The sequence below is a fragment of the Dyella sp. 01L423 genome, from assembly GCF_056399945.1.
Map to the genome: position 1 here is coordinate 138,390 of NZ_JBFTSI010000005.1, position 12,288 is coordinate 150,677.

13 protein-coding genes are annotated in these 12,288 nt (G+C 64.5%); 2 read left to right on the forward strand and 11 right to left on the reverse strand.

The window, feature by feature from the left end; all coding sequences use genetic code 11:
* Positions 1 to 48 precede the first annotated feature (48 nt).
* The 6 genes from AC1DMY_RS14785 to AC1DMY_RS14810 all read right to left on the reverse strand — a co-directional run bounded on the left by AC1DMY_RS14785 (position 49) and on the right by AC1DMY_RS14810 (position 5,835).
* Positions 49 to 909, reverse strand: coding sequence for an energy transducer TonB (locus AC1DMY_RS14785; RefSeq protein ID WP_477165696.1), 861 nt, complete (start codon positions 907 to 909; stop codon positions 49 to 51).
* 99 nt (positions 910 to 1,008) lie between these two features.
* Positions 1,009 to 3,081 carry a M13 family metallopeptidase gene (locus tag AC1DMY_RS14790; RefSeq protein WP_477165697.1) on the reverse strand — a complete coding sequence of 691 codons (2,073 nt, stop codon included), beginning with the start codon at positions 3,079 to 3,081 and terminating at the stop codon, positions 1,009 to 1,011.
* Between the two features lie 134 nt (positions 3,082 to 3,215).
* Positions 3,216 to 3,566, reverse strand: a complete 351-nt coding sequence (locus AC1DMY_RS14795) for a hypothetical protein (RefSeq protein WP_477165698.1) — start codon at positions 3,564 to 3,566, stop codon at positions 3,216 to 3,218.
* 379 nt (positions 3,567 to 3,945) lie between these two features.
* The gene (locus AC1DMY_RS14800; protein WP_477165699.1) at positions 3,946 to 4,476 is read right to left on the reverse strand and encodes an SRPBCC family protein; all 531 of its coding nucleotides are present in this window, start codon (positions 4,474 to 4,476) and stop codon (positions 3,946 to 3,948) included.
* A gap of 37 nt (positions 4,477 to 4,513) precedes the next feature.
* Complete coding sequence (locus AC1DMY_RS14805; protein WP_477165700.1) at positions 4,514 to 5,188, reverse strand: glutathione S-transferase family protein; 675 nt, start codon at positions 5,186 to 5,188, stop codon at positions 4,514 to 4,516.
* Positions 5,189 to 5,202: 14 nt separating this feature from the next.
* Positions 5,203 to 5,835, reverse strand: coding sequence for a YceI family protein (locus tag AC1DMY_RS14810; RefSeq protein ID WP_477165701.1), 633 nt, complete (start codon positions 5,833 to 5,835; stop codon positions 5,203 to 5,205).
* Between the two features lie 165 nt (positions 5,836 to 6,000).
* Between AC1DMY_RS14810 and AC1DMY_RS14815 the strand changes: the two genes are divergently transcribed.
* Complete coding sequence (locus AC1DMY_RS14815; RefSeq protein WP_477165702.1) at positions 6,001 to 6,297, forward strand: hypothetical protein; 297 nt, start codon at positions 6,001 to 6,003, stop codon at positions 6,295 to 6,297.
* A 21-nt stretch (positions 6,298 to 6,318) separates the two neighbouring features.
* Here AC1DMY_RS14815 and AC1DMY_RS14820 read toward each other — a convergent pair whose 3' ends face one another.
* A complete protein-coding gene (locus tag AC1DMY_RS14820) occupies positions 6,319 to 7,305 on the reverse strand; it encodes an NAD-dependent epimerase/dehydratase family protein (protein ID WP_477165703.1) in 987 nt (328 codons plus the stop codon).
* An 81-nt stretch (positions 7,306 to 7,386) separates the two neighbouring features.
* The gene (locus tag AC1DMY_RS14825; RefSeq protein WP_477165704.1) at positions 7,387 to 8,070 is read right to left on the reverse strand and encodes a flavin reductase family protein; all 684 of its coding nucleotides are present in this window, start codon (positions 8,068 to 8,070) and stop codon (positions 7,387 to 7,389) included.
* 38 nt (positions 8,071 to 8,108) lie between these two features.
* On the opposite strand from AC1DMY_RS14825, the gene AC1DMY_RS14830 reads away from it, so the two are divergent.
* Positions 8,109 to 8,813, forward strand: coding sequence for an ArsR/SmtB family transcription factor (locus AC1DMY_RS14830; protein WP_477165705.1), 705 nt, complete (start codon positions 8,109 to 8,111; stop codon positions 8,811 to 8,813).
* Positions 8,814 to 8,958: 145 nt separating this feature from the next.
* On the opposite strand, the gene AC1DMY_RS14835 is transcribed toward AC1DMY_RS14830, so the two are convergent.
* From AC1DMY_RS14835 to AC1DMY_RS14845, 3 genes are all read right to left on the reverse strand, one after another.
* Positions 8,959 to 9,870 carry a DUF2167 domain-containing protein gene (locus AC1DMY_RS14835; protein ID WP_477165706.1) on the reverse strand — a complete coding sequence of 304 codons (912 nt, stop codon included), beginning with the start codon at positions 9,868 to 9,870 and terminating at the stop codon, positions 8,959 to 8,961.
* 120 nt (positions 9,871 to 9,990) lie between these two features.
* On the reverse strand, positions 9,991 to 11,373 hold the full coding sequence (locus AC1DMY_RS14840; protein WP_477165707.1) for a M28 family metallopeptidase: 1,383 nt from the start codon (positions 11,371 to 11,373) through the stop codon (positions 9,991 to 9,993).
* 117 nt (positions 11,374 to 11,490) lie between these two features.
* Entirely contained in the window at positions 11,491 to 12,258 is a 768-nt protein-coding gene (locus AC1DMY_RS14845; protein ID WP_477165708.1) for a glutaminyl-peptide cyclotransferase, read from the reverse strand.
* Positions 12,259 to 12,288 lie beyond the last annotated feature (30 nt).

Below are 12,288 nucleotides of genomic sequence, written 5' to 3' on the forward strand. Positions count from 1 at the left end.
AAACAACGCGGCGGCCGTCCGCGCCTCGCTAATCGTGAGTCCAGGTGGTCAGCCGGAAGTGAGCGGCGTCACCAGTTCCGCGCCCGTTCCAAGTTGATGGACCGTCCCGTCCGGCGTGGAGTCGGGTGACTCGGCCAGCAGCTTCTTGTCCTGTACCCAGGGAATGGTTTCTCGCGGCCCCCGCACATAGAGCGCCCAGGTGCCGTACTTGCGACCGTTGTGCTCGTCGTAGCCGGGATTGGCGATATAGAAATTGCACGGCACGCGCACATACCAATACGGGAGCTGCGCGGAAGGACCTGCCGTGGGTACGGTAAAAGTCCATCGTTTGATCGCGGTGACGGCGGCATCGGCCAGGTCTCTGCGATAGACCTTCATCAAGTCCTGCTCAACATAGCGATGGAGGTTCACTTGCTCGGCTGCCGCGTCCAAGACCGTGCCGTCGCGGCCCACGCGAACGAGTACGTAAACGGTGCCGGATACGCGCGCCTGCAGCGAGCGTGGAGGAAACATGGGCGCTTTGTGGACGTTGTAAACGACGCGCTCGTCGGCTGTCTCCGCTGCGGTCGAGAACTGGGCGCCCTCGATTCGGATCGTGGTGTGCTTGGCGTCCACATCGGTGGCGACGATGCGCAATACCATGCTTTCTTCGATGGGGGCGGCGGGCGCCGTCTCGCCTGCAAAGCGGAATTTCCAGTTCGGCAGAGCCTGCTTCACCAGGTCCACGACGGCCGGCGGAAGTTTCTCCGGCTCGCGCAAGGTGTAGCTCGCGACAGTGCCGTCCGGATTCAACATGGCCTTGCCTTCGACGGTCAGGCTGGCCTCGGCCATCGGGTCAATCGTTTCCGCGCAACTCCCCGTCCAAACCAGCGCGCACAGCAGCAGTACCGTAGTGTACGGACGACGCATGGCAGATTCTCCCCGGTTGTGCGGCGAGTCTAGTCGCCGACGAGACCCCGTGGAAGGGTGTCGGCGACCAGCGCTGTCATGCGGATGGCAGCAACGCCGTTACCAGATCCGCACCCGGTCCTTCGGGTCGAGATACAAGGCATCCCCCGGCTGCACCCCAAACGCTTGATACCAACCATCAATGTTATGCACCGGCCCGTTCACGCGGAACTTGCGCGGCGAGTGCGGATCGCTGGTGACCTGGCGGCGGATCGCATCGTCGGTGAGCTTGCCGCGCCACGCCTGGGCCCAGCCGATGAAGACGCGCTGGTCGCCGGTGAAGCCGTCGATCACCGGTGCCGGTTTGCCGTGCAGCGACGCGTGGTAGGCATCGAGCGCGAGGGTGAGGCCGCCAAGATCGGCGATGTTCTCGCCCATGGTGAGGTTGCCGTTGATGTGCACGCCGGGCAGCGGTTCGAACGCGTCGTACTGTGCGCCGAGTTTCTTGGCGCGCTCGTCGAAGGCCTTGGCGTCGGCGGCGGTCCACCAGTCGCGCAGGGCGCCGCTGGCGTCGATCTTGCGGCCCTGGTCGTCAAAGCCATGGGTGAGTTCGTGGCCGATCACGCCGCCGATGGCGCCGTAGTTGATCGCCGGGTCGGCATTGGGATCGAAGATCGGCGGCTGCAGGATCGCGGCGGGGAATACGATGTCGCGCAGTGAGCCATTGTACGCATCGTTGGTTTGCGGCGTCATGCTCCAGTCGCTGCGGTCGACCGGTTTGTCCAGGCGATCGACGTTGAACGACCAGTCGGCCTGTGCAGCACGCAACACATTGCCGGTCAGATCGTCGCTGCGCATGCTGACTTTCGAATAGTCACGCGGATGATCGGGATAGCCCACCTTGATGGTGTAGGTGTCGAGCTTCTTCAGTGCTTCCTTGCGTGTTGCCGGGCCCATCCAGTCGAGGTGCTCGATGCGCACGCGATAGGCGGCCTTGAGATTGGCCACGAGTGCTTCGATCTTGGCTTTGGAAGACGCGGGGAAATACTTGTCGGTATATAGCTGGCCCACCGCCCAGCCGAGATTGCCGAAGCAGGCGAGGCGGTCGCCCGCGCCGCAGTCGCCGCCGGACACCGCGTGCACGCCGCGCTTCCACAGCACTTCCATCTGCTGCTGGCCGGCGAGTGTCTTGTCGTGCATCTCGAAGTACGCCTGCTGGAAAGGCGTGGAAAGGTAGTACGCCGCATTGTCGGCGATGCGCGCCGCCTGCCACGCCTGGATGGTGGCGACGGGCGTCTTCGCGTACAGCGCCGCAAGCTGGGGAAACGCGGTCTTTTCCATCACCACGAGCTGCTTGCGCTCGCCGAGCTGGGTGGACTTGAGGAAGTCATTCCACGCAAACCCGGGCGCGAGCTTCTGCAGGTCGCTCACGCTCATCGGGTTGTACATGGCCACTGGATCGCGCTGTTCGACCTTGCTGATGCTGGCCTGCGCGATGGCAGTTTCGAAGGCCAATACATCCTTCGCTGCCGCCTCCGGCTGCGGCCAGCCGGCCAAGGTGAGCAGCTGCGTCACGTACGCCTGGTAGGCCGCTTTCTGTTTGGCAAATTCAGGCTTGAGGTAGTAGTCGCGGTCGGGCAGGCCGAGACCGGCCTGCGATACGTAGACGGCGTAGCGGTTGGTGTCCTTCAGATCCACATCGAAGTAGATGTTGAACAGCGATCCTTCGAAATCCAGGCCGCTGCGACCCATCAGCGCCGCCTGCGCGTCGCGCGTGGTGGCCTGCTTCACGGCATCGAGTTGAGGCGCGATCGGTTTGGCGCCAAGCGCATCGACGCGTGCCTGATCCATGAACGATTGATAGAACGCGCCGACCTTGCCTTCGATCGTTCCGTTGCCGGCTTTGTCCCGCGCCGCCGCCTCCATCAGATCGTGCAGGCGCTGTTCGGTGAGGTCGGTCATGGCCAGTCGCAGGCTGACGGCCGGCTTGTCGGGGGGGATCGGCGTGTGGTCCAGCCACGTGCCGTTGGCGTAACGGAAGAAGTCGTTGCCCGGCTTGACCGAGGTATCCGCGCCTGCCTGGTCGTAGCCCCATGCGCCGTATTGCGGCTTGCCGGAGGCGGCGTCCGCCGCGTGAGCTACGCCCAGGCTCAGTGCACATGCGCACGCTGCCGCCAGAATCCTGCTGACCATACGCTACTCCCGCCCCAATGATGGTCCGGGGATACTGGCACGACGGCGGGGTGCGGCCAGTGCTGGAAGTTGTGGTCGATCCACGGCCCAGGGCCCGGGTATGCCGGGCCGTGGGCCTCGTTGGCGGCCAGGGGTCAGTAACCGTTGCGCTGGTAGTGGATGCGGCCGCTGTCGTTGTTCAGCGAACGGTTGAGGTGCTGCTGTTCGGCGGCGGTCAGGTGGCCGCCGTGCTCGGCCATGTCGCGCATTTCGCGGGCCGCGATGTTGGAATCCTGGCGCTCGTCACGGAAGGCCTGTTGCGCGTTGATCTGGCCATCGGCAATGCCGGCGTCGATGCGATTCTGCTGGTTGGCCAGGCGCTGGTTCACCTGGTTGATGCGCCCATGCCCCGGGATATAGATCGGGCTGTCTTGCGCCGAGGCGGCGGCGCTGGCAATAGCGGCCACCAGGCCGAAGGCGATCAGGCTGGTGCGGATGTTCTTCATGATGGGTTCCTCGCAGATTCGAAAGTTTGGCGTGTCACGTGAGCGACATCGCGGCCTTCTTCGGGATGGCTGACTTTTGCCGGGAGCGGGAACCGTGGAGCGGTTGACGGAAGCGGCGGAGCTTTCAGGCCATACGTCGTTGAGCTGGCAGGTATAGGTTCGCGCCGGCACGACGGCGGGGTTTGCCAAAAGCACGGCGGGTTTGCCAAAAAGCACGGTCGGGCATCGCATGCCATGCACCCAAACGCAAACGGCCCGGCAGGGGCCGGGCCGTTGCGGTGGTTTGACGACGGCGATCGGTCGCCGGTGCGCTGCTTGTGTTCGTTCTGGCGTGGCCTCCGCTTCGCTGTCCAGGGGCCCATCCGGGTGCATTGCAGGATCAGGAAGGACGCTCGGTCAGCGTACGCAGGTTGAGCAAGCCTTCTTCGAAATCCTTGCCGACCATCTTGTCGAAGTTGAAGACCACGCCCATCAGCTTGCTCATGAAAGGCGAACGTCCCTGCATAGCCCAGATCACGCGCGTGGCATCGCCTTGCGGCTCAAGCACGAACTCGGCCGTGTTGCTTGCCTGGAATGGCGTGAAGAATTCCAGCTTGATGCGCACGAGCGAGGATGGCGTCGATTCGCTGATCTCCATCCTGCCGCTGCCGATGTTCTTGTTGCCATTCCAACCGTAGGCGGCGCCGGGACCCGATGACGGGCCTTCAAACGTGCGCTGCATCGCGGGGTCCTTCTTCTCGTACGGCGACCACGACTGCCAGCGATGCAGCTCGTTGATGAAGGGGAAGATGCGTTCCGGCGGGGCCTTGATCGACGCGGAGCGTTCGATGCGGAATTGATCGGGCCGCATGGCCGCGATGATCAACACGACAGCGACCAGCAGCAATACAACGATGAGTGCGATGAGCATGGGGAGCTTCCTTGATATCGAGATTGATGGGCAGAAGTCAGGCTTCGGCCGTTTCCATGGGGACCATGTGCATATAGGGCTGCGCTTCATGCAGCACGCGCGCGAACGAGGGGCGTTGCATCAGGCGCAACAGGTATTCAGCGGTCAGCGGATGAGCGTCCTCCAGCGGTATCACCAGATTGGCGTAGAACAGCGCAGGCGACGCGGCGCAGTCGGCCATGCTGTAGTGCTGGCCTGCGGCCCAGAGACGGCTGCCCTTGTCACGCGCGAATTCCAGTTCGATCAGGTCCAGTGCCGTGCGCAGCTTGTCGCGCGCCTGCGTCACGCCCAGATGGTCGCGCTCGGCCTTGGGGCGCAGGCGGTCGGTGATCACCTTTTGCATTGGCTCGCTCACGTACTGGTCGAAGAAGCGATCACGGAAGCGCACTTCGCGAGCTTGATCGCCATCTTGGGGAATCAGCGCCGCCTTCCCTGGATAGTGCAGCGCGAGGTACTCGATGATGATGCTCGATTCGGGTATCAGGCAGCCGCGCGCGTGATCATCGAGCACCGGGAACTTGCCGATCGGCCACAGCTTGTAGAACGCATCGCGCGCGGACTCGTCCATCAGATCCACCACGTGCGGGTGAAAAGGCGTGTCGTTTTCGTACAGCGCGATCAACACCTTGTGGCAGTACGACGCCAGGGGATGCATGTAGAGGGTGAGAGGCATGGCGGGGTCCTGGGTCAATGGGCGGGCGTGGCGAGCGCGACCTTGCCGGCGCCGTCGTCGATCAACGCTTCGACCTGGATGCGCAGCACCACCTCCATGCTGAAGCCATAGGACTTGCCGCTGTCCAGGCCGAACTCGTCGCGCTTGAACGTTGCATAGGCATCTGCCCCACAGAGTTCGCGCTTGTACATTGGATGCGGCATGCACTTGAAGCTCTTGATGGTGAGCTCCAGTGGACGCGTCACGCCGTGCAGGGTGAGTGAGCCGTCGACCTTGGTCGGCGCGCCGTTGACGAAGCCGCCGAGCTTGCCGCGGTAGGTGGCGGTAGGGTACTTGCTCACGTCGAACAGTTCGTTGCCGCGTGCGGCGTCGTTCAACTTGTCCAGGCCGAAATCCACGCTGGCGACGTCCACCGTGATGTCCACGCTGCCGTTGCCGGCAGACTTGTCCAGCATGACCTTGCCGGAGGTACGGTCGAACTTGCCGCGCCAGGTGGAGAGCCCACCCATGTGATCGGCCTCGAAGCTGGGGTAGGTGTGAGCCGGATCGATCACATAGGTGGCCGCGGCGGCCTGCGCTGCGTTGGCAGCGGACAGGCACAACAAGGCGCCGGCAAGGGTACAGGTGGTGCGATGGGGCAGGGACATCGTCGACTCCTTCGAGGGGCGGGCTGGCGCCGTTTTTGGCGCGCTCACCCTCATGACGAACGGGGAGGGCGGATTTCGACACGGTGCCCCGAGGTCGGCAGGGGCCCTCGCCAGCCGGCTGCGGTAGGCTGTACACCGCACCGTCTTCCGCCAAGGGGCCACGCCATGCGCGCGCCAACGGGTTCAGTTGTCGGGTTGTGTTCCGCGTCGGCCACGCTGTGCGCGATGGGGATGGCGTTTCTGGGTTACTGGGGCGTGCACGAGCCGGTGCCATGGCGCGTCGTCGACGTCTTCGTGATCGTGCTGGCCTTTCTGGGTTTCGGCTTGCTGGCGTCGGTGCCATGGATCATCACCACGCCCGTGACCGACGACAGCGCCGAACGCATCCGTCCCGCCCGCCGCGCCTTCGCCTGCGGTGTGATCGCCATCTGGCTGGCGGCGGTGCTGGCCATCGTGGGCTAGGCCAGCGCTTGCAGGTGAACTTCAGGCGTCGACGGGATACGGGCCGTCGCTGAAGCTGTCGGCGTGATAGCCCTTGGAACCGATCAGCCTCGCCAGCGGGCTGCGGATGTCCTCGCCTGCTTCCAGACGCGCCACTACAGCCGCGAAATCGTGGCGCGGCGCCCAGCCGAGTTCGTCGCGCGCCCGCTGGTTCACATAGACCCGATCGATGCCCTGGGCCATGTCCCAGCCGTGCCGTGCATAGACGGCGTCGTAACCGGGCACGCGCCGCCGCACGATCAGGGGCGCATAAGCGCGCAAGGCGGCGAGATCCTCCGGCAGGAACGGTGTGGTTGCGCTGATGATGTAGCGGCGAAAACCGAGCGCAGGCGCGCGTCGCGCGGCGAGCAGGTGCGCGCTCACCACGTCTTCGATGTCGACGCGCCGGTAGAGGTATTCGTTGGTCTTGAGGTTGTCGTCGGTATAGCGGGTGCGCACCGAGCGGTCGTCGTCTTCCTCGGGAAAGAAGCGCGACGTGCGCAGCACCATGGTCGACAGCCCCTGATTGCGCGAAAACAGTTGGCACAAATCTTCGGCCGCGGCCTTGGTGACGCCGTAGATGTTCTTGGGCACGGCCAGCGTGTCTTCGGTCACCCAGACCGCCGGCTCGCTCGCCGGCGGCACCAACGCATCGCCGAACACGCTGGTAGTGCTGGTGTAGACGAACGATTCCACGCCGGTGGCCACGGCCTCTTCGAGAAGGTTGAGCGTGCCGGTGAGGTTGACGTCGATGAAATCCTGCCGCATGTGCGTGGCGACGTGCGGCTTGTGCAGCGTGGCCGGATGGAACACGGTGGCGCAGCCCGCGATACAGCGACGCACGAAGGCACGGTCGCAGATCGAACCCAGGCGCTGGGTGTACGGTCCTTCAACCACATCCAGCCCGATCACCTCGTGGCCGAGCTCAAGCAGGGTGCGTGCCAGCGCTTCACCCAGGTGACCCGAACTGCCCGTGACAAGCATGCGCATACTGGACCGCAACCACGACCGAGCTGAGATGGGACTCGATCCTAGCATCCGTATTCAGGGCATGGACATCGCGCCCCGTGCTCAAACTTCCGCTTTAAACGTACGGCCAAGGGGCTTGCCCGGCCCCACGTAATGGCGGAACAGATAGAACAGCGGGCGGTAGCGTTGCGGATCCACGTGCTGGGTGCCGGCCACCGTCACGTCCTCGTGCGCGTGCACGTGCAGCGTGGCCAGTTCGATGATGGCGTAGCCGCCAGCGCCATCACGCCACGCATCCAGAGGGCGATCGAGCTCCAGCATTACGCGCGCTTCCATTTGCAGCGGGCATTCCATGATGCGTGGCGGCTTCACCGAGAGCGATGCTTCGGCATGCCAGCCGCCCAGCGCGAACTTGTCCGCCTCGTGGCGATAGCCGTTGGCCAGCTTCCAGGCAGGTACGGGATCGCGGCCGGTGGTGGGGGCGATGCGCTCCACGCCGCGATGCATGGCTTCACTGGCAAAGTTCAGCACGCATTCGCGTTCGCGGCGCAGGTTTGCCAAACCCTGTCCGCCGCCGGCGAGACCGATCACGATGCGGTCGGCCAGTGCCCAGGCGGAAGACATCGGCGTGATATTGGTCGAGCCATCCTCGTTGCAGGTGGTGATCAGCAGCACCGGCGTGCCTAAGTAGAGGATGGAAGGGTGAATGACGCGGGTGTCGGGGTAGCGATGCATGTCCATGAGTTCAGTGTCGCTGCCCATGCCGCTGAACGTTTCGCCACGCATCAAAGTGTTTAGCAAAACGACCGCGCTAGACTGCGCGCATGAACGATGCGATCGCTCCAAGCCGCTACCAGCTGGCCGAGATTGGCGCGCTGCTCGCCGAGCCGGCACGCGCCGCCATGCTGCTGGCCTTGATCGACGGCACGGCGCGTCCAGCAGGCGAGCTGGCGCGCGCGGCCGGTGTCGGGGCCGCGACCGGAAGCGCGCACCTCAAGCGTCTGCTCGAAGGCGGCCTGCTTGCCGTGCAGGAACAAGGTCGCCATCGTTACTACCGCCTCGCGGATGACGACGTGGCTGCGATGATCGAAACGCTGGCCGCGCCACGCGCACGACCGGTATTGCCTGATCCGACCGGCGGCGATCGACCGTTGCGCCTGGCCCGAACCTGTTATCGGCATCTCGCGGGGCGATTGGGCGTGGGCTTGTGCGATGCGTTGTTGCAGCAGGGTTACCTGCTGGCCGCGAGCGAGGGCATGCGTCTGCAGGATGACGGCGCGCACGCGCTGGTGCAGGCCGGTCTCGACGCCGCGCGTGTGCAGGCCTTGTTGCCGCTGGCCGGACGCAGCTGTCTGGATTGGACGGAACGTCGCCTGCATCTGGGCGGCCCGCTCGGGGTCGCGTTGACAGACGCGTTACTGGAGGCCGGCTGGTTGCGCCGCCGTGCCGGCAGTCGCGCGCTGCAGCCCAGCGATGATGGATTGCGTCGAATGATCGCGCTTGGCGTGCCGTGGGAGAACAGTCGCTGACGTGTTTCCACTTCCCTGTAGGAGCGCACTTGTGCGCGACCGCAGCGCTGGGGTGCACCGCTCTGTTGGCTGGTCGCGCACAAGTGCGCTCCTACAAGGGCTCTAGGCGCTGCGCCGCCTCAAGCAGCGCAGCGCCACACCCGCATCAAGCCTGCTTCTTCTTGAAGATCTTCGCGAACAGCCCGCCGATCGCCGCGATCCCGATCACCACGAACTTCTTGAGCGCCAGCAACATGATGCCCAGCTTCGCGAACAAGCCGGCCTTGGCGGCTATGCCGCCCGCCACCAGCGCTGCGATGCCGTAGGCCGCAGCCTTGTCCGTGCTCGAGTTGTAATCGGCATAACGCTCGCCGGCATTGAACTCGGCCATCGCCACTACGTCGGGCATGTCGGCACGTACCTGGGCGAGCTGGTCGATCGGCGCGATGGCGTTGAGCGAGAGATAGCCCTTGCGGCCGAGCACGCGGATCGCATAGTTCAGCGATTGCCCGTCGGCGCTGCCGTCGGCCTTCTTGAACTTCAGGTCGCGCGCCCAGTACAACTTGTGGCTGGCCTCGTCGTAATGCGGCGGCTCGGCCCAGCCGACCAGTTCCACGGCCGGATAGCCTTCCTTGAGTCGCTCAGGGTTGCTGTCCTGGGCGGCCTTCTTCAGGTCCTTGAGCATGTCGTCATAGTCGATCTTCTCGGCGTCCTTGTCGGACACATAGCCCTCGTCGACAAAGGTGACCACCACGGCCCAGGTTTTCTCGTCGAGCACGGCATGCGCGTCGGTGCTGGGGATGATCATGCCCAGCACGCTGTTGTCCGGCGGGTTGCCCCAGGCCTGCGTCAAGACGCGCTGTGCATCGGCGGCGGAAAGAAAACTGTAGCCATTGGCCAGCTTCAGCGTGGCCTGCGCGCCCGGAATGGAAACGTCGCCCGTGGTCGGGTGCAGCGAGCTGACAAACGCCTCGGCGGACGTGTGGTGCTCGCCGTCCTCGGGCATGGCCGCGACCGGTGCGGCGATAACAAAAGCGGCCAGCAATGCCATGGCCGGCAGTAGCGTCTTGCGAAGCATGGATTTTCCCCTGGTATCGTCCGTTGATACGCATCCCTGAGATGCGGTTGCCGCTCCCCCCGGAGCGGCAACCCGGCCATCTTATCGTTTCGCAAGGCCTTGCGGTTTGACGCCGATTGCTCAGGGCGACTTTGGAGCCGCCGAGCGCTCGAAGCTGCCGGCATCGCCAGGGAACACCACCGGGCTTTCATAGCCGTCGGCCGACACCGCCGAGACGCCGAAGAACCAGTCGTCGATCACCACATCCTTGATCACCGCCTGGTCGCTGTCGCCCACCACGCGGCTGTACTGCCACTGCGGCGCGGTCGTGTCGCGCCAATGCACGATGTAACCCGCAGCGCCCGGCACCTTCTTCCAGTGCACGGTCGTGTCGCTGGCCAGTGCGCCTTCGATGCTCACGCCGGACGGCGGTGCCGGGGCACGGCTCAGCGCCGCCATGGTCACCGTGTTGAGTGCGGTGACGCGGGCGAGGTAGCGGAAGTCGACGCCGTCGATGGTGTCGCCGTATTTGATGCCCTTCTCCGTGCGCAGGTCCTGATGCTGGCGGGTGTAATCCTCATGGCCTTCGGTCACGCGCACGCCGGGATAGCCCGCTTCCAGGAACGGCACCTGGTCGCCGCCGCGGCTATAGCGGTCGGTGCGATACACCATGTGCACGCGCAGGTCCGGCAGATACGTGGTCGCCATCTGCTCCATGTAGCGCGCCACATTGCGCGAGGGCGAATCCACTTCGCCGCCGTGATAGGCGCGGTACTTCGCCTGTTCCGGCGTTTCGTTGGTCTTGGTGCCTTCGGAGAAGATGCGCACCGTGGTGTTGTCCAGCACGCCGTTCAGGCCGTGGCTGTTGCCGACGATGTCGTTGTTGAGATCGGCCTGCACGTTCCAGCCCTGCGCGACGGCGTAGTCGGCCAGCACCTTGCCGCCGTACAGACCCTGCTCCTCGCCGGACAGCGCGGCGAACACCAGGGTGGCGTCGTTGTCTTCCTTGGACAGCAGTCGCGCCGCTTCCATCAAGGCGGCCACGCCGGAGGCATCGTCGTTGGCGCCGGGAGCATCGGACTTGGCATTCATCACGTCGGTGACGCGCGAATCGAGGTGACCCGTCATCACGATCACGCGCTTGGGATCGGTCTTGCCGCGCTTGATCGCAACCACGTCCATCACTTCGGTGGACTGCGGAATGCGCTTGCCGGTGAACATCTGCGACGGCGTCACCACCTCGATGCAGCCGCCGCAGGCCTTGGAGATCTCCTCGAACTGCGACTTCACCCAGCGCCGCGCGGCGCCGATGCCGCGCTTGTCGGATTTGGTATCCGACAGCGTATGACGCGTGCCGAAACTCACCAGCTTGGCGATGGTGGCATGCAATTCCGCTTCGCTCGGCGCGGTGGACAAAGCCTGCAGCGATGCATGCTGGCGCGGCTGTGCAGGCGCGTCGTCGGCATAGGCGGTAGAGATGGCAAGGCACAGCGCGAAGGGCAGTAGGGACGGGGCAAGGCGCATCAGGGTCTCCCGGTGATCAGCCCCCGACTTTACATCGCTGACATGGCCGCGCAGAACCATGCCATTTGGCCCTCCCCGGAGCGCGCCGCACTCGTGTTGCCGAGGCAGCGCAGGGTCTTACGGCTTGACCAGGCTGATCTCGAACAGCTTGGGCCAGCGCTTGCCGGTGACGTACAGCCGATCGTGCTGTTCGTCGTACGCGATGCCATTGAGCACGTCGTTGCCCGGATCAGGCAGGCGGCTCACATCGAGCAATCCGCTGAGGTCGATCCAGCCGGTGACATGGCCGGTGGCCGGGTCGATGCGTGCGATGCGATTGGTCATCCACACATTGGCGTAGATCTCGCCCTTCACCCATTCCAGCTCGTTGAGATTGCTCACCGGCTCACCATTGTCGGTGACCATGATGCTGCCGGTGGCGGTGAGCGTGTTCGGATCGAGCACGCGCAGCACCGGCGAGCCATCGCTCATGTACAGATGCTTGCTGTCGCGGGTGAGCGCCCAGCCCTCGCCGGGATAGCGGAAGGTGCGCTGCTGCTTGAAGCTGGCCAGGTCGTAGACAAAACCCAGCTCGCTCTTCCACGTGAGCTGGATCAGCTCATGGTTCCAGTCGACGATGCCTTCGCCGAAATACGCATCCGGCACGTCATGGCGCTGCAGCACCTTGCCGGTTTCGAGCTCCACTTTCCGTACCGTCGATTCGCCCGCTTCGCCGGTGCTCTCGTACAGATAGCCGTCCTTGTAGAACAAGCCTTCCGTATACGCCGAGGTGTCGTGCGGATAGACGTGCACCACGCGATAGCCATACACCGGCGTGGCGGCGTGGGTGGAAGCAGAGCCGATGAGGGCGATCAGGGCGAGCGCGTAGCTGAGCCGGCGTATCATGAAAACGAAATCCTTTGCGAAGGGCAGCCT